Annotated in this window: 15 protein-coding genes; 5 read left to right on the forward strand and 10 right to left on the reverse strand. The window is 62.4% G+C overall.

Translation table 11 applies throughout. From position 1 onward, the window contains the following. Positions 1 to 207 precede the first annotated feature (207 nt). Positions 208 to 702, forward strand: coding sequence for a MarR family winged helix-turn-helix transcriptional regulator (locus tag MNR02_RS10665; protein WP_306424433.1), 495 nt, complete (start codon positions 208 to 210; stop codon positions 700 to 702). A 113-nt stretch (positions 703 to 815) separates the two neighbouring features. Here MNR02_RS10665 and MNR02_RS10670 read toward each other — a convergent pair whose 3' ends face one another. From MNR02_RS10670 to lon, 3 genes are all read right to left on the reverse strand, one after another. Then, positions 816 to 3,008: an esterase-like activity of phytase family protein gene (locus tag MNR02_RS10670; protein WP_241946763.1), complete on the reverse strand. Its 2,193-nt coding sequence runs from the start codon at positions 3,006 to 3,008 to the stop codon at positions 816 to 818. A gap of 187 nt (positions 3,009 to 3,195) precedes the next feature. Further along, entirely contained in the window at positions 3,196 to 3,471 is a 276-nt protein-coding gene (gene hupB / locus MNR02_RS10675; protein WP_023516583.1) for a DNA-binding protein HupB, read from the reverse strand. A gap of 205 nt (positions 3,472 to 3,676) precedes the next feature. Then, on the reverse strand, positions 3,677 to 6,103 hold the full coding sequence (lon, locus tag MNR02_RS10680) for an endopeptidase La (protein WP_241946764.1): 2,427 nt from the start codon (positions 6,101 to 6,103) through the stop codon (positions 3,677 to 3,679). Positions 6,104 to 6,570: 467 nt separating this feature from the next. Here lon and MNR02_RS10685 point away from each other — a divergent pair, with 467 nt between their 5' ends. Further along, the gene (locus MNR02_RS10685) at positions 6,571 to 6,888 is read left to right on the forward strand and encodes a carboxymuconolactone decarboxylase family protein (protein ID WP_241596482.1); all 318 of its coding nucleotides are present in this window, start codon (positions 6,571 to 6,573) and stop codon (positions 6,886 to 6,888) included. 62 nt (positions 6,889 to 6,950) lie between these two features. Here the strand turns inward: MNR02_RS10685 and clpX are convergent, their stop codons facing one another. After that, positions 6,951 to 8,228, reverse strand: a complete 1,278-nt coding sequence (gene clpX, locus MNR02_RS10690) for an ATP-dependent Clp protease ATP-binding subunit ClpX (RefSeq protein WP_134650951.1) — start codon at positions 8,226 to 8,228, stop codon at positions 6,951 to 6,953. A 292-nt stretch (positions 8,229 to 8,520) separates the two neighbouring features. Then, a complete protein-coding gene (locus MNR02_RS10695; RefSeq protein ID WP_241596484.1) occupies positions 8,521 to 9,153 on the reverse strand; it encodes an ATP-dependent Clp protease proteolytic subunit in 633 nt (210 codons plus the stop codon). A gap of 276 nt (positions 9,154 to 9,429) precedes the next feature. Between MNR02_RS10695 and ggt the strand changes: the two genes are divergently transcribed. Then, positions 9,430 to 11,181, forward strand: coding sequence for a gamma-glutamyltransferase (gene ggt, locus MNR02_RS10700; protein ID WP_241946765.1), 1,752 nt, complete (start codon positions 9,430 to 9,432; stop codon positions 11,179 to 11,181). Between the two features lie 78 nt (positions 11,182 to 11,259). Continuing rightward, a complete protein-coding gene (locus MNR02_RS10705; protein WP_241946766.1) occupies positions 11,260 to 12,510 on the forward strand; it encodes a cytochrome P450 in 1,251 nt (416 codons plus the stop codon). A gap of 4 nt (positions 12,511 to 12,514) precedes the next feature. Here MNR02_RS10705 and MNR02_RS10710 read toward each other — a convergent pair whose 3' ends face one another. Beyond that, positions 12,515 to 13,315, reverse strand: a complete 801-nt coding sequence (locus MNR02_RS10710; RefSeq protein WP_241946767.1) for an SDR family oxidoreductase — start codon at positions 13,313 to 13,315, stop codon at positions 12,515 to 12,517. A gap of 109 nt (positions 13,316 to 13,424) precedes the next feature. Between MNR02_RS10710 and MNR02_RS10715 the strand changes: the two genes are divergently transcribed. Beyond that, positions 13,425 to 13,898 carry a MarR family winged helix-turn-helix transcriptional regulator gene (locus tag MNR02_RS10715; RefSeq protein ID WP_241946768.1) on the forward strand — a complete coding sequence of 158 codons (474 nt, stop codon included), beginning with the start codon at positions 13,425 to 13,427 and terminating at the stop codon, positions 13,896 to 13,898. On the opposite strand, the gene MNR02_RS10720 is transcribed toward MNR02_RS10715, so the two are convergent. From MNR02_RS10720 to MNR02_RS10735, 4 genes are all read right to left on the reverse strand, one after another. Beyond that, the gene (locus MNR02_RS10720; protein ID WP_241946769.1) at positions 13,895 to 14,239 is read right to left on the reverse strand and encodes a cupin domain-containing protein; all 345 of its coding nucleotides are present in this window, start codon (positions 14,237 to 14,239) and stop codon (positions 13,895 to 13,897) included. The two genes, MNR02_RS10715 and MNR02_RS10720, sit on opposite strands and share 4 nt — an antisense overlap. A gap of 55 nt (positions 14,240 to 14,294) precedes the next feature. Further along, positions 14,295 to 15,578, reverse strand: a complete 1,284-nt coding sequence (locus MNR02_RS10725; protein ID WP_241596522.1) for an O-acetylhomoserine aminocarboxypropyltransferase — start codon at positions 15,576 to 15,578, stop codon at positions 14,295 to 14,297. Positions 15,579 to 15,688: 110 nt separating this feature from the next. Further along, a complete protein-coding gene (locus MNR02_RS10730) occupies positions 15,689 to 16,117 on the reverse strand; it encodes a CoA-binding protein (RefSeq protein ID WP_241946770.1) in 429 nt (142 codons plus the stop codon). 62 nt (positions 16,118 to 16,179) lie between these two features. After that, positions 16,180 to 16,617: a CoA-binding protein gene (locus MNR02_RS10735; protein ID WP_241946771.1), complete on the reverse strand. Its 438-nt coding sequence runs from the start codon at positions 16,615 to 16,617 to the stop codon at positions 16,180 to 16,182. Positions 16,618 to 16,829 lie beyond the last annotated feature (212 nt).

Raw genomic sequence — 16,829 nt, forward strand, 5'->3', positions numbered from 1 at the left:
GTCCAGCGGGGTCAATGCCTGCGGAGGCGCCGGCAGCGTTATGCAGCGGAAATCATCATGTTACGATCAAGCCGGGAAAATCCTTGAAAAGCGGCATTTCAGCTGACCATTCGCATTTACAGTCATCGTTCAATATATATGATCAAATTATCCGAAAAACTTCGTGATCATTTGACATGGTACCTCATAATACCTATATTTCCCCTCATGAGTAGCACGATAGAAATCTCCCAAGGCATGTTCAAACTCTACCATCAGGTCAGCCGCCTGGTGAACGAGTGCATGATGGACGAAGGTGTGTCGCTCGCCCGCAGCAAGTTCCTGCTTCTTCTGGAATGTCAGGGCCCGCAGCGGTCGACGGATATCGCCTGCGCTCTTGGTTTCGCACCCAGGACGGTGACGGAAGCGATCGACGGTCTCGAACGTGACAAGCTGGTCATGCGCGAACCCGATCCGAAGGACCGCCGTGCCAAGATCGTCTCGATTACGGATATGGGCCGCACGGTCATTTCTGCCGCCCAGCAGCCGCAGCACAAGACGATCGAGGCCATCTTCAGTGCACTGACCGAAGAGCAGAAGCAGCACATGAAGGAAATCATCCGCTGTCTCAGCGAGAAGACCGACGAGCTGCAAAGGGAAAGAGACAAGCGTGCCGGCGAATTCGACGCCGCACCCCAGCGTTCCCTGCAAGACGCCGTCTAGTTTGAACATTATGAAAACGGAAAAGGCCGGCATCGAAAGATGCCGGCCTTTTCATGTCTGGCGCGGCTGGCCGGCGCCCTCCCCCTGACGGGGCCGGCGCCGGGCCGCTCTGCTTACATGGTGTTGATCGGCCCGATGCCGAAGAACAGCGTCTCGCCGGAGGAATCGTCCACACCGTCATTGTCCGTCACGACGAAGCCGTTGCCGGCGGCATCGATGGTGAACCCTTCGACCTTGTCCACGACGTAGCCGTTGGTGGCCTTGAGGTCGGGAATGAGATCGCGGACCTCTTCCTTCTTCACGACCGGCAGATCACCACCGAGCTTGGCCGGCTTCATGTCAGCCAGAGCGACGCGGAAGAGCTTCTTCAGCTTGGCAGCCTGTCCGATCTGGTTGTCGCGCTCGATGACATAGGCATAGTCGCCATTGGCAGTAATTTCCGACAGGCCGACCCAGCCGGTTTCGGCCTTGTCGAGCGGGTAGCGCACGGCACCCCATTCCTTGGACGACGGTTTGTAGGAAACGAGCTTGACGAAACCCTTCTCGTCGTCGCCCCATTCCCGCTGCACAGCCATCCACAGCACCTTGTCGTCGCCTTCGCCGACGCTGGTGATGCCTTCGAAGCCGAAGCGCTTTTCATGCGCGCGCAGTTCGGCGGGAATGGCGATCTCCATCTGGATCTCGCCCTTGGCGTTTACGTTGATGATCGCATGGCTGTAGAGCTTGTCGGCGTCGCCCTCGTTGGCCAGCCAGAAGCCACCCTCGCCATCCGGCGTGATACCCTCGATGTCGAGCTTCTGGGCGGCCGCGCCGTTGCGGGTAATGCGCAACGCATCGACAATCTTCGCCGGCTTTGCCGTGGCGTCGATCGTGAAGATTGTCGGCTGCGAGGCGTAGAAGGAATCGTTCACGGCGTAGACGAAGCCCGGCTTTTCCGGCACCGGCGCAAGGCCGGACAGAGCGCCGAAGCCGATCAGCTCGCCATCCTTTTCCGTGGAGACCAGCTGCGGATAGGCTGCCTCGCCTTCCGCACGCTCATAGATCATGACATGCGAGCGCGCGCCGCCATCCTCGACCAGATCGGCCTCGTTGGCCGTCACGAAAAGATTGCGGGCGGGAATGGCGACGGCCCCTTCAGGTGCGATGCCGGAGGGCAAAAGCTGGAGAAGCTCGGGCTCGCCGCCGGTATCCTTGTAAACGCCGACGATGGAGGCGCGCTCGGCCAGCACGAAGAACAGGTTTTCCTCGCCGAACTTCGCCGCTTCCAGGCCTTCCGGCTCGACGCCCTTCTTGTTTCGCTTGTCGGGATAGTGGCCGATCTTCACGATCTCGCGCTCGAAGGCCGCGCCATTCTCGTAGAGAACCTTGCCCTGCTTGTCGAAGATGGTGAAGCCCCTTGCGCCACCCTTCCAGTCGCCCTCGTTGGCGACGACAAGGCGGTTGTCGTCCAACCACTTCACGGCGTCAGGCTCGCGCGCGACATCCTTCATCTCGCCGGTGAACTTCAGCGCACCGTCCTTCTTGGTGTCGATGCCTTCCAGGCTGACGTTGCCGGCGAAGAAGTGGCTCTTTACTGTGCCCGTCTTGCCGTCGACGATGACGACGTGGTTGTTCTCCTGAAGGGTGACGGCCACTTCATCCAGACTGTTGAAGGACACGAATTCCGGTTCCGGATCCTCGCCACCGATTTCGGCAAGCCCGGTCAGATCGACGCGCTTGAGCGAGCCGCAATCCACCACGCCGTCCTTGACGGAGAGAAGCACCAGGTCGCCGGCCGGCATCTGCGGCAGAGCGCCTTCGTTCACGTCCTCGTCGCGCTCGTTTTCGATGGCGATCGCGGCAATCGTCTTGTCCTTATTGAGCGCGATGGAGTCCGGCTGGCCGCCGATATCGCAGGTCGCCTCGACCGCCTTCGACGCGAGATCCACCTGGGCCAGAACGCCCGAGGGATTGGTGAAGCTTTCACGCGTGTTGACGGCGACCAGCACCTTGGCGCCGGCCACGGTTACCGAGGTCGGCTCGCCTTCGAGCCTGACGGAGCCGCCGGCCTTCGGCGCCTTCGCATCGGTGATGTCGACGAAGCCGATCGCCTTGTTCGGGCTGTCGGAGTAGACCAGCGTGTTGCCGTCTTCCGTCGCGGCGATGATCTCGGCCGAGGTCGGCGTCGCCTTTTCGGTGCCATCGGGCAGATTGTCGGCAACGGCAAAGGATGCGATGCGGTTGAAGACGGGCTCGGCGCTTGCGGCCGGCGCAGCGGACGCAGCCAGCACGGCTGCCAGTGCGGCAGTGAGCGAACGGGTTTTCATGGAATCCTCCGGAATCCGGTTGAATGGAACCCGGCGGTTCTGCGGCTTTCGTGTTACAGCGACATGACAGCCGGCAACGAACCCGGACTTTGTCCCGCAAATAAAAAGGGGCCCGGACGAACCGGACCCCGACCCTGAATGTCAGGTGTTGCGGCGGAGTGGATAACCGCTCTGCCCGAACTGAGGATCAGCCGTTGACGGCGTCCTTCAGGCCCTTGCCGGCCGAGAACTTCGGCACGTTGCGTGCAGGGATCTCGATCTCGGCGCCCGTCGAAAGGTTACGACCCTTCGAAGCTTCACGGCGCGATACGGAGAAATTGCCGAAACCGACGAGACGAACGTCGCCGCCGTTCTTGAGTTCGCCCTGGATGGTCTCGAATACGGCGTCGACAGCCGATGCTGCGTCCGTCTTCGACAGGCCCGACTTTTCAGCCACCGCGGATACGAGTTCATTCTTGTTCATGTTTCCACCCCTTTCATACGGTTTGAAACGACTCATACAAGTCGGGGGCAGAATACGCATCACCCTTCGCCCCGCAAGAAAATTTCGTCGCAATCGCCTGAGAATCCGGGCTTTACACACGATTTTCAACGAAAAAGACCGGCCAAAGGGCCGGTCTTTTCAAGTTCAGGGTCCAAAAGCCGGGGTCTTTAGCCGGCGTAAGGGCTCAATGCGCGATGGCGCCGGTGCTGTCTTCCGACGATTCGACGGCCGGAACCTTGGCCGCTTCGGCCGCAGCGCTATCCCATTCGATCGGCTCGGGCTTGCGCAGCAGGGCGTGCTCGATGACCTCGCCCATGCGCGAGACCGGAACGATCTCCATGTTGTTCTTCACATTGTCCGGAATGTCAGCCAGATCCTTGGCATTCTCTTCCGGGATCAGAACCTTCTTGATACCGCCGCGAAGGGCCGCGAGCAGCTTTTCCTTCAGGCCACCGATGGGCAGGACCCGACCGCGTAGCGTCACTTCGCCCGTCATCGCGATATCCTTCGAGACCGGAATGCCGGTCATGATGGAAACGATGGCGGTCGCCATGGCGATACCGGCCGACGGACCGTCCTTCGGCGTTGCGCCTTCCGGCACGTGCACGTGGATGTCGGTCTTGTCGAAGCGCGGCGGCTCGATGCCGAAATCGACGGCGCGCGAGCGGACATAGGACGCCGCTGCCGAAATCGATTCCTTCATCACGTCCTTCAGGTTGCCCGTGACCGTCATGCGGCCCTTGCCACCCGGCAGGCTGACGCCTTCGATGGTGAGCAGCTCGCCGCCGACTTCCGTCCAGGCAAGACCCGTCACGACGCCGACCTGATCTTCGCGCTCGGCTTCGCCGTGGCGGAAGCGCGGAACGCCGAGGAAGTCATGGATGTTGTCAGCCGTGACTTCGACCTTCTGTGCCTTGCCCTTGATGATCTCGGTCACCGCCTTGCGGGCGAGCTTCATCAGTTCACGCTCGAAGTTACGCACACCGGCTTCGCGGGTGTACTGCTGGATGACAGCCATCAGCGCGCCGTCGGTGACCGAAAATTCCTTCGGCTGCAGCGCGTGGTCGCGGATCGCCTTCGGCAGCAGGTGCCGCTTGGCGATTTCCAGCTTTTCTTCTTCCGTGTAGCCGGCGATGCGGATCACTTCCATGCGGTCCATCAGGGGTGCTGGAATGTTCAGCGTGTTCGCCGTCGTCACGAACATGACGTTGGACAGGTCGTATTCGACTTCCAAGTAGTGGTCCATGAAGGTCGAGTTCTGTTCCGGATCCAGCACTTCGAGCAGGGCAGAAGACGGATCGCCGCGGAAATCCATGCCCATCTTGTCAATCTCGTCGAGCAGGAAGAGCGGATTGGACTTCTTCGCCTTCTTCATCGACTGGATGACCTTGCCGGGCATCGAGCCGATATAGGTGCGGCGGTGACCGCGGATTTCGGCCTCGTCGCGCACGCCGCCGAGCGCCATGCGGATATACTCACGGCCGGTCGCCTTGGCGATCGACTTGGCGAGCGAGGTCTTGCCGACGCCCGGAGGACCCACGAGGCACAGGATCGGGCCCTTGATCTTGGTCGAACGGGCCTGCACGGCGAGATATTCGACGATGCGCTCCTTGACCTTGTCGAGACCGAAATGATCCTCGTCGAGGATTTTTTCCGCCGCGTTGAGGTCGGTCTTGATCTTCGACTTCTTGCCCCACGGAATACCCGTCAGCCAGTCGAGATAGTTGCGCACGACGGTGGCTTCCGCCGACATCGGGCTCATCTGGCGCAGCTTCTTCAGTTCGGCATCCGCCTTTTCGCGGGCTTCCTTGGAGAGCTTGACCTTGGCGATCTTCTCTTCCAGTTCGGCCATCTCGTCGCGGCCGTCCTCGCCGTCGCCGAGCTCCTTCTGGATCGCCTTCATCTGTTCGTTGAGATAGTATTCGCGCTGGGTCTTCTCCATCTGGCGCTTGACGCGCGAGCGGATGCGCTTTTCGACCTGCAGGACGGAAATCTCGCCTTCCATGAAGCCGAGCGCCTTTTCAAGCCGCAGCTTGACGCTCGTCGTCTCCAGCATTTCCTGCTTCTCGACGATCTTGATGGACAGGTGCGAGGCGACCGTATCGGCGAGCTTCGAGTAGTCTTCGATCTGGCTCGCGGCACCGACGACCTCGGGAGAGATCTTCTTGTTGAGCTTGACGTAGTTCTCGAACTCGGAGACGACCGAGCGCGACAGCGCCTCGATCTCGACCGGGTCCTCCTCCGGCTCCACCAGAACGTGGGCGGTTGCCTCGTAGAATTCCTCGCGATCGGTGTAGCCGTCGATCTCGGCACGCGCGCGGCCTTCGACCAGCACCTTTACGGTGCCGTCGGGCAGCTTCAGGAGCTGGAGAACGTTGGCCACGGTGCCGATGCGATAGATGGCGTCGGTTTCCGGATCGTCGTCGGAAGCATTAATCTGGGTGGCAAGCATGATCTGCTTGTCGGTGCCCATGACCTCTTCCAGCGCACGGATCGACTTTTCGCGACCGACGAACAACGGCACGATCATGTGCGGGAATACCACGATGTCGCGCAGGGGCAGGACCGGGAAGGCCGTGGATTCGTGCGGCGCAGACGTCTTCTTCGTCATGTCATTTCCTTTCAAACGTCCCGTTTCCGGGAACCGGACCGATCGGCGCCTGAAGGCACCGGGCCGGCGATCTTTTCCATCCACAAGTGGCGTGCGGTTAACGCTTTTTCAAGCCCGGCGACAGGGAGCCCCTTTCCAGCCGCCGGCCAGACGAACGAACATCAGGAACACTAGTCTTCCGCGCTGTCGCGGACCTTGCGGCCTTCCCACCAACGGCGCCGCCGACGCATTTTGCCAAGCAGATTCGCGGTCTTCCATATTCGCCTGCCGCGCGGTGTTTCGCAACGGTCTCTCGCAACATCGGCTCCCTTGCATCATGCCCTTTCCGGGCGCAAGCGGCCAATCACGAAATGTAGCGCGCGGCCGCCCAGCGGACACCCGAAAAACCGCGCTTCTTGACCTGCCGCAAGACCGGCGGGCTTATGACGTGCCATAATCTCGGCGACTATATCAGGAAAGGACCGTCCGTGAACGACACTTCTCTCGTCAGCAACGCATTTCAGACATTCACGAAGGACGCACCGGCGCACAGTCAGGCCTGGCTGGAGGCCGTGGCGAAGCTTGGCGCGGCCTCGGCGCTCGACGCCAAGACGCAGTCGCTCGCCTATATCGCGGTGCTTGCGGCCGTCAGGCTGGAAAGCGGGCTTGCTTTCCATGTGGCGGAAGCCAAGGCGAACGGCGCAAGCCGCGAGGAAGTCGTCAGCGCCGTCCTGACGGGGCTGCCCGCGGTCGGTAACGGCGTCACGGCCGCCCTGCCCGCCGCCATTGCGGCCTATGATCGCTGAGGCGTAAATGACAAGACCCGCCCGTTGCGGGGCGGGTCTTCTGTCTGAAATGCTGCGACGGATCAGGCCGAAACGTTGGCCTTCTCGTCTGCGCGCTCGGAGTAGATGTAGAGCGGCCGGGCGGTGCCCTTGGCGACTTCGTCGGAGATGACGACTTCGCGTACGCCTTCCAGTTCCGGCAGTTCGAACATCGTGTCGAGCAGGATCTTTTCCATGATCGAGCGCAGGCCACGGGCGCCCGTCTTGCGGACGATGGCCTTGCGGGCAATCTCGCGCAGCGCATCCTCGTGGAAGGTCAGTTCGACGTCTTCCATCTCGAACAGGCGCTGGTACTGCTTGACGAGCGCGTTCTTCGGCTCCGACAGGATCTGGATCAGCGCGTCCTCATCGAGATCCTCGAGCGTCGCCAGAACCGGCAGACGACCGATGAATTCCGGGATGAGGCCGAACTTGACCAAGTCTTCCGGCTCCAGTTCGCGCAGAACCTCGCCGACGCGGCGATCTTCCGGTGCACGCACCATCGCGCCGAAGCCGATCGAGGTCTTCTCGCCACGGGCGGAGATGATCTTGTCGAGGCCGGCAAAGGCGCCGCCGCAGATGAACAGGATGTTCGTCGTGTCGACCTGGAGGAATTCCTGCTGCGGATGCTTGCGGCCGCCCTGCGGGGGAACCGAGGCAACCGTGCCTTCCATGATCTTCAGAAGCGCCTGCTGCACGCCCTCGCCCGAGACGTCACGCGTGATCGACGGATTGTCCGACTTGCGCGAAATCTTGTCGACTTCGTCGATATAGACGATGCCGCGCTGCGCGCGTTCGACATTGTAGTCGGCCGCCTGCAGGAGCTTGAGGATGATGTTCTCCACGTCCTCGCCGACGTAACCGGCTTCGGTCAGCGTCGTGGCGTCGGCCATTGTGAAGGGCACGTCGATGATACGTGCGAGCGTCTGGGCAAGGTAGGTCTTGCCGCAACCCGTCGGGCCGACCAGCATGATGTTCGACTTGGCCAGTTCCACGTCCGAGCCCTTGGCGGCATGCGCCAGGCGCTTGTAGTGGTTGTGCACCGCGACCGACAGGATGCGCTTGGCCTGCTGCTGGCCGATGACATATTCGTCGAGGACCTTGATGATATCCTGGGGCGTGGGAACGCCGTCGCGGGATTTCACCATCGAGGTCTTGTTCTCCTCGCGGATGATGTCCATGCACAATTCGACGCATTCATCGCAGATGAATACGGTCGGTCCGGCAATAAGCTTGCGGACCTCGTGCTGGCTCTTGCCGCAGAAGGAGCAGTAGAGGGTATTCTTCGAGTCGCCGCCGTTGCTGCCGCTGACCTTGCTCATATCACTTTCCTTCCAGCACGCCGTCCACCCCTCGCAAGATGGCCGGACACTCAAACCGCCTTTTCCGGAACGCTCGGGAAGCGCAGCCCGTCAAGGCTTAGGGGGTACTAACCGGACGGGGCGACACACCCCTGGCCGGTGGCAACGAATCCCCCACCGAAATACCGAATGCTAGGTCCTCACAAATCAACATAGCATTAACGGCCAATATTAGCGGCTTTGCCGCCGGGATAAAGCCCTGTGAACCTTACAAATGTGTCACAATAGCTTCATCGGCGGCAAAACCATGACATTATGCGCCGTCAGCACCCTCGATAGCCTCGCGGCTGGTGATGACGCGGTCGACCAGACCCCAGTCCTTCGCCTCGTCGGCGCTCATGAAATGGTCGCGGTCGAGCGTCTGTTCCACTTCCTCGTAGGTGCGGCCGCAATGCTTGACGTAGATTTCGTTCAGCTTGCGCTTCATCTTGATGATGTCCTTGGCGTGGCGCTCGATATCCGAGGCCTGGCCGGAGAAGCCGCCGGAGGGCTGGTGCACCATGATGCGCGCATTCGGGGTGGCGAAGCGCATGTCCTTGTGGCCGGCGGCCAGAAGCAGCGAGCCCATGGAGGCCGCCTGGCCGATGCACAGCGTCGACACGGCCGGCTTGATGAACTGCATCGTGTCGTAGATCGCCATGCCCGAGGTGACGACGCCGCCCGGCGAATTGATGTAGAGCGCGATTTCCTTTTTCGGGTTTTCGGCCTCGAGGAAGAGAAGCTGCGCGCACACGAGCGTGGCGATGTGATCTTCCACCGGACCGGTCAGGAAGATGATGCGCTCCTTGAGGAGACGCGAATAGATGTCGTAGGAACGCTCGCCGCGGTTGGTCTGCTCGACGACCATCGGCACCAGAGCCATGGCGGTATCTACGGGATTTCTCATATCAATCCTTCATCTCAAGTGCCCTGAAACCCTCGCCCAAGCGTTGGGAATCAGCAAGTTTCGTATTCCCTACATAGAGTGTCAGGGTAGCTGACTTCAAGACGGCGCCATGTTTTGCGGCGTTGTATGCGAGAATGCGGTTAATCGGCGCAATGCGCAGGCAGGATTTCCACAACCGATCCGCAGACAGGGTGAAGGAAAGATGAATTCTTTCGCCCGCCTTGCCTCATGCCCATGATCGGCTGCACTATATGGTCTCCAGCGGAGGCAATCACCATGAAACGCGTCCTCATCGCCTTTGGCGCTCTGGCTCTTGCAAGCACGACCGCGGCCGCCCAGCAGGCGTCCGACGCCGTCGCTCCCGAGCGCGCGACGGGCCGAACGGCCGTTGGCATCGTCACCGCCGAAAAGCACATGGTCGCCGCCGCCCACCCGCTCGCCGCCGAAGCGGGCGCGAAAATCCTTGGCCAGGGCGGCAGCGCCATCGATGCCATGATCGCCGTACAGACCGTGCTCGGCCTCGTCGAACCGCAATCCTCAGGCCTCGGCGGCGGCGCCTTCCTTGTCTATTACGATGCGCAGGCAAAACGGATCACCACGCTCGATGGCCGCGAAACCGCGCCGATGGAGGCGACGCCGAAGCTTTTCCTCGACAACAAGGGCGAACCGCTGGCGTTTTTCGATGCCGTCGTCGGCGGGCGCTCCGTCGGCACGCCCGGCACCGTGATGCTGATGCAGGAGGCGCATAACCGATGGGGCGTCATGGCGTGGAAGGACCTCTTCGCGCCGGCGCAGAAGTTGGCAAGCGATGGCTTCGCCGTCTCGCCGCGCCTCGCCGGCCTTATCGCGGCCGAGGGCGACCGGCTGAAGACCTTCGAACCGACGGCATCCTACTTCTTCGGTCCCGACGGGGCACCTCTCAAGGCTGGCGCCATCCTCAAGAACCCCGCCTATGCCGAGACGCTCACGGCCGTTGCAAATGGTGGCGCGGCGGCGTTCTATGAGGGCCCGATCGCAGAAGCGATCGTCGATACGGTGCGCATGGCGGGAAAGAATGCGGGCGTGCTGTCGCTCGCCGATCTCGCCAACTACCGGGTCAAGGAGCGCCAGCCGGTCTGCGTCGCCTATCGCGCCCTCGACATCTGCGGCATGGGGCCCCCCTCCTCGGGCGCTGTTGCCGTCGGCCAGATGCTCGGCATGCTGGAGAACTTCGACCTCAAGGCGCTTGGCAAGGACAATCCGCAAAGCTGGCGGCTGATCGGGGATGCCCAGCGCCTCGCCTTCGCCGACCGGGAGCGTTACCTCGCCGACACGGATTTCGTACCGGCGCCCATCAAGGGACTGACGGAAAAGGCCTATCTCGGGGAGCGCGCCAGGCTGCTCGACGGCGAAAAAGCGCTTGGCGAGGACGCCGTGAGCGCCGGCAAGCCGGAATGGGACCACGCCTTCAATTTCGGTCGCGACGCCGCCATCGAACTGCCTTCCACCAGCCATTTCGTCATTGTCGACGACAAGGGCAATGTCGTGTCCATGACCACGACCATTGAGAACGGCTTCGGCTCGCGGCTGATGACCAATGGCTTCCTGCTCAACAACGAACTGACGGACTTCTCCTTCAAGACCCATGACGATGGCATGCCCGTCGCCAACCGCGTCGAGCCCGGCAAGCGGCCACGCTCCTCCATGTCGCCGACCATCGTCTTGAAGGACGGCCGGCCGCTGCTTGCCATCGGCTCGCCCGGCGGCAGCCAGATCATCGGCTATGTCGCGCAGGCGCTGATCGCCTATATCGACTGGGACATGGATGTCGGCGAGATCGTCGCAATGCCCCATCTCATCAACCGGTTCGGCCCCTACGACATCGAAGCCGGCACCGATGCGGAAAAGCTCGCCGCACCGCTGAAGGACCTCGGTTACGAGGTGAAGATCGGCGAAATGAATTCCGGCCTGCACGCCATCGAGCTTACCGCAGACGGCTTGAAGGGTGCGGCCGATCCGCGGCGCGAGGGCGTCGCGGTCGGCCGGTGAAAGGGGTCGCATGAGATGGCTGTTGAAGGCGTTTTGCCGCGCTTTCATGGGCGCATGAAATCCGCTACGTCATGCCGTATGACGACGACATCCTTCCCCTTCCTCACCATCGATGCCGCCAACCGACGTGTCTCCCTCGATGGCCGCGATCCCGCCTTTTACCGCGATCCGAACCCGGTCTATGCCGCGCTCCATGCGCAATGTCCCACCTTCTGGTGGGAAGAGCAGAAGAAGTGGTATTTTACGGGCTACGACCATGTGAATAGCCTTCTGCGCGACCGCCGCTTCGGCCGGCAGATTCTTCATGTCGCAAGCCGCGAGGAACTCGGCCTTCCCGAGCCGCAGCCGCATGTCGCGCATTTCGATGCCGCTGAAGCCTGGTCGCTGCTGGAACTGGAGCCGCCGGAACACACGCGGCTTCGCACCCTCGTCAACCGTGCCTTCGTCTCGCGCATGATCGAGAAGCTGACGCCGGAGATTACCGATCTCTGCCATCAAGCGATCGACCGCTTCGAGAAGGACGGCAAGGTCGAGCTCCTATCGGCCTTCGCCGATATCCTGCCGGTCACCATGATCGCCCGCATGATCGGCATTCCCGATGAAATGGGGCCGCAGCTCCTGAAATGGTCGCATGCCTATGTGCGCATGTACATGTTCGGCCGCACCCATGCCGACGAGCTTGCTGCCGACAAGGCCGCCCAGGCGTTTTCGGACTATGTGCGCGGCGTCATCGCCGAGCGCCGCGCCGAGCCGCGCGACGACCTGCTTTCGCACATGGTGCACACCGAACATCGCGGCCAGCTTCTGACCGATGACGAACTCGTCTCCACCACCATCGTGCTGCTGAACGCCGGCCACGAGGCGACCGTTCACCAGATCGGCAATGCCGTGCGCACCATTCTGGAAGACGGCGCCGACCCCACGGTACTCTTCGCCGACGAGAAGGCGACGGAGCGCACGGTGGAGGAATGCTTGCGCATCTCAGCGCCGGTTCACATCTTCGACCGTTTCGCGCTGGAGGATGTGGAACTCGACGGCATCCAGTTCCGCCGCGGCGACAAGGTCGCGATGATCCTCGCCGCCGCCAATCTCGATCCACAGAAGTTCTCCGATCCGCTGTCTTTCCGGCCGGATCGCAATGAGGGCGCCAATCTCTCGTTCGGCGCCGGCATCCATTTCTGCATCGGCGCGCCGCTGGCCCGGCTCGAGCTCAACATCGCCCTGCCGATCCTCTTCCAGCGCCTGCCGGGCCTGCGCATCGCAAAGCCGCCCGTGGTCAAGGACGTCTATCACTTCCACGGGCTGGAGGCGCTGGAGCTGGAATGGTGAACGGTCAGGCCGTCGCGTAGCGCGCGGCCGGCTTGTTGTGCGAGATATTCGGCGCCAGCACGAAGCGGGCGGCTTCCAGCTTCTCCCAGTCGGCCTTTTCGGGCAGCGACGGGATGGTGACCAGCTCTCCCTGATCGAGGCCGGCAAGAGCGGCATCGACGAGATCGGCGACGTCCATCACGCGGTTCGGGTCCAGCGCCTCGACGGAGCCCCCTGCCCGGTCGAACAGTTCCGTGCGCGTCAGGCCCGGCAGAACGGCCTGGAGGCGCACGCCCGTGCCGTCGAGTTCCTTCGCCAGCGCCTGCGTAAAGGCCAGCACGAAGGCCTTGCTGCCGCTGTAGGTACCGTTGAAGAGTTCCGGCACGATGGCGACCGCCGAGGCGATGTTGACGATGGTGCCCTTGCCCCGGGCGGAAAAGGCCTGTGCGGCGGCAACGGCAAGCCGGTTTGCGGCCGTCACGTTGAGCGCAATCATCGTGTCGAGATAGTCGACATCGTCGGCAAGTAGCGGGCCCTTCGGGCCAATACCCGCATTGTTGACGAGGAGCGTGATCGCCGCATCCTCACGCAGGCGCTTTTCGACGAGACGCAGATCTGTGGGCACAGAGAGGTCGGCGCGCAGGATGTCGACGGCGATGCCGTACTGCGCCTTCAGCGTCTGCGCCAGCGCCGAGAGCCGCGCCGTATCGCGGGCAACAAGGATGAGATCGTGGCCGCGGCGGGCGAGCCGGTCGGCATAGGTGGCACCGATGCCGGCGGATGCGCCTGTAACGAGAGCGGTTCCGAGCGGGGATGAAGTGGTCATGGCAGGTCTCCGGTTTGAATTTAGTGGCATATACCATTATATTGGAGAGGCGCGTTTCCACTTGCAAGTGGGCCTTTCGATTTTTATCGAGGATTGGAGGAGTTGAGAGATGAATGAACCCGAAGGCGTCTGGCAGCACTGCACCAACAGCGCGATCCGCCGCGCGGCGCGGCAGCTTGGCCAGCTCTATGACGATGTGATTGCGCCGAGCGGCCTCAAGGGCACGCAGTTTTCGCTGATGTCGCAGATCGCGCTTGCAGGGCGGGACGGCATTCCCCTGAAGCCTCTGGCGGAAGCGATGGTGATGGACCTGTCCGCCCTCGGCCACACGTTGAAGCCGCTGACACGAGACGGACTGGTCGAGCTGATCGCCGACGAGAAGGACGGACGCGTCCGGCGCGCCAGGTTGACGGCGACCGGCGCCGCCAGGCAGGCCGAAGCGCTCACCCTATGGCGCGATGCACAGGCGCGCTTCGATGCCGCCTTCGGCGCCGAACGCTCGGCGGAGATGCGCGCGCTGCTGGGGCTCGTTTCCTCGCCGGATTTCGCCAAAGCGTTCCGGGCGGCGCAACCGATCCGCTAGAGCCGGATGACATAGTCCTTGCGAGTCGTTTCAATGACTTCCCAGCTTCCCTTGAAGCCGGGTCTGAGAATCAGGCGGTCGCCCGCCTTGAGCTCGAACACCTCCCCGTCATCGGAGCTGACGATCGAGTGGCCTTCGAGGATGTGGAAATATTCCCACTCGTCATACTGGATGCGCCATTTGCCCGGCGTCGATTGCCAGATGCCGGAATAGACGCCGCCGTCGGCTTCCTCGATATTCCAGCTGGTGAAGACCGGATCACCCGCGATCAGCCTGTCGGCAGCGGGACGGCCGGTTTCCGGCTCGACGCCGGAGATGTCGAAGGGTTGTGCCTTGCTCATGCTGTCTTCCGCTTCAGGGAGGGTTCGGGCGGCCTGATCGGCCGCCCTCATGGCGTCAGGCCTTGGCGAGGGCCTGTTCGATGTCTGCGATGATGTCGTCGGCGTCCTCGATGCCGATGGACAGGCGCACCACATCCGGGCCTGCGCCGGCCGCGACCTGCTGCTCTTCGGAGAGCTGGCGGTGGGTCGTCGATGCGGGGTGGATGACGAGCGAGCGCGTGTCGCCGATATTGGCGAGGTGCGAAAGCATTTCCAGCCCCTCGACGAACTTCTTGCCCGCCTCATAGCCGCCCTTCAGGCCGATGGTGAAGACGGCGCCCGCGCCCTTCGGTGAATAACGCTGCTGCAGCGCGTGGTTGGGGTGATCATCGAGGCCGGCATAGTTGACCCAGGCCACCTTGTCATGGCCCTTCAGCCACGTCGCGACGGCAAGCGCGTTGTCGGAGTGGCGCTGCATGCGCAGTGGCAGCGTCTCGATGCCGGTCAGGAGCTGGAAGGCGTTGAACGGCGAGATGGCGGGGCCGAAATCGCGCAGCCCGAGAACGCGGCATGCGATGGCGAAGGCAAAGTTGCCGAAGGTCGAATGCAGCACCATGCCTGCGTATTCCGGGCGCGGCTCTGAGAGTGCGGGATACTTGCCCGAAGCAGACCAGTCGAACGTGCCGCCGTCCACGATGACGCCGCCCATGGAATTACCGTGACCGCCCATGAACTTGGTCAGCGAATGCACGACGATATCGGCGCCATGCTCCAGCGGGCGCAGCAGATAGGGCGTCGCCATGGTGTTGTCGACGATGAGCGGCAGGCCGTGGCGGTGCGCGATATCAGCAATGCCGGCGATGTCGACGAAGGTGCCGCCCGGATTGGCGAGGCTTTCGATGAAGATGCCCTTGGTCTTCTCGTCGATCTGGCTTTCGAAGGTGGAAATGTCATCCGTATCGGCCCAGCGCACATGCCAGTCGAAGTTCTTGAAGGCATGGCCGAACTGGTTGATCGAACCGCCATAGAGCCGGCGCGCGGCGATGAAGTTGTCGCCCGGGCGCATGATCGTGTGGAACACCAGGAGCTGTGCGGCATGGCCGGAGGCCACGGCAAGCGCCGCCGTGCCGCCCTCGAGCGCGGCAACGCGCTCTTCGAGCACGGCCTGCGTGGGGTTCATGATGCGGGTATAGATGTTGCCGAAAGCCTGCAGGCCGAAGAGCGAGGCGGCATGGTCCGTGTCGTTGAACACGAAGCTGGCCGTCTGGTAGATCGGCGTCACGCGCGCGCCGGTGGTGGGGTCCGGCTGAGCGCCTGCATGGATGGCGAGCGTGGAAAAGCCCGGCTTGTTCTTCGTCATGGAATGACCTCCCTTTTAAAGTTCCGGCACTATTTCAGAGAGATAGCGGCCGGTCAAAGGGAGTCTTCCGCGTGCGTGCGAATGCGGCAAAGCGCTACACGCGGCATTCGTCAGCCGATGAGGCGCGGATACTCGATTGCCGGGCAGCGATCCATCACGACCTTGATCCCGGCAGCCTCGGCTCTGGCCGCGGCCTCGTCGTGGCGCACGGACAGCTGTCCCCAGATGACTTTCGGCAGAGGCGAGAGCGCCAGCACCTCGTCCACGACGGCGGGAAGCGCATTGGCGGCACGGAAGACATCGACCATATCGATCGGCTCTTCGATATCGGCCAGACGGCCGACGACGCGCTGGCCGAGGATTTCCTTGCCGGCCTGGCCGGGATTGACGGGGATCACGCGGTATCCCTTGCGCAGGAGGAACGCCATGACCCGCTGGCTGGGGCGCTCCGGGTTTGGCGAAGCACCGACGAGGGCAATCACCTTCGTCGCGCGCAGGATATCGGCAAGATAGTAGTCCGGATAGAAATCGTGGTTCATGGCGCGTTCCCGTTTCCGAGAAGAATTGGGGTAACGCAACGTGAAGTCAATATTGATGGATGTCAGGAAGCCTTGCGCATGAGCAGAGGATATTCCGTCACCGGGCACCGGTCCATCACGACCCGGATACCGGCCGCCTCCGCGCGTGCGGCAGCCACGTCATCACGCACCGTAAACTGCCCCCACAGGACTCCTGGCAGCGGCCGCAGCGCCAGCACCTCGTCCACGACGACGCCGAACTGGCTGGCGGCGCGGAAAACGTCGACCATGTCGATCGTTTCAGGAATATCGGCGAGGCGCGCATGCACCCTCTGGCCGAGAATGGTCTTGCCGGCATGCCCCGGATTGACCGGAATGACGTGATAGCCCTTGCCGAGCAGGAAGCCCATCACGCCGTGACTCGGGCGCGCATCGTTCGGTGACGCGCCGACGACGGCGATCGTATGCACGCCGGAAAGGATATCGCGGATATAGCTGTCGGGATAATGGTCGTGGTTCATCGCTGCCTCCTCCGGCTGTCGCGAACGTCTCTCCCTTGCCTTGCTGTCCGCCATTCTAGCGCGAAACCCTAAACAAGAAGAGCGGTCCGGCGCGGCCTTTGCAGCGCGATCTGTGCCAATCCGGCGCAGTCATCACGTATTCTGGCCGTTTCATCACAAAAGTTGCGGCAGGTCCCGATTGCAAATCCACGGATTTGGGCGGATGAAGAGAC

The organism is Shinella sp. H4-D48 (genome assembly GCF_022637395.1).
GTDB classification, from domain to species: Bacteria; Pseudomonadota; Alphaproteobacteria; order Rhizobiales; family Rhizobiaceae; genus Shinella; species Shinella sedimenti.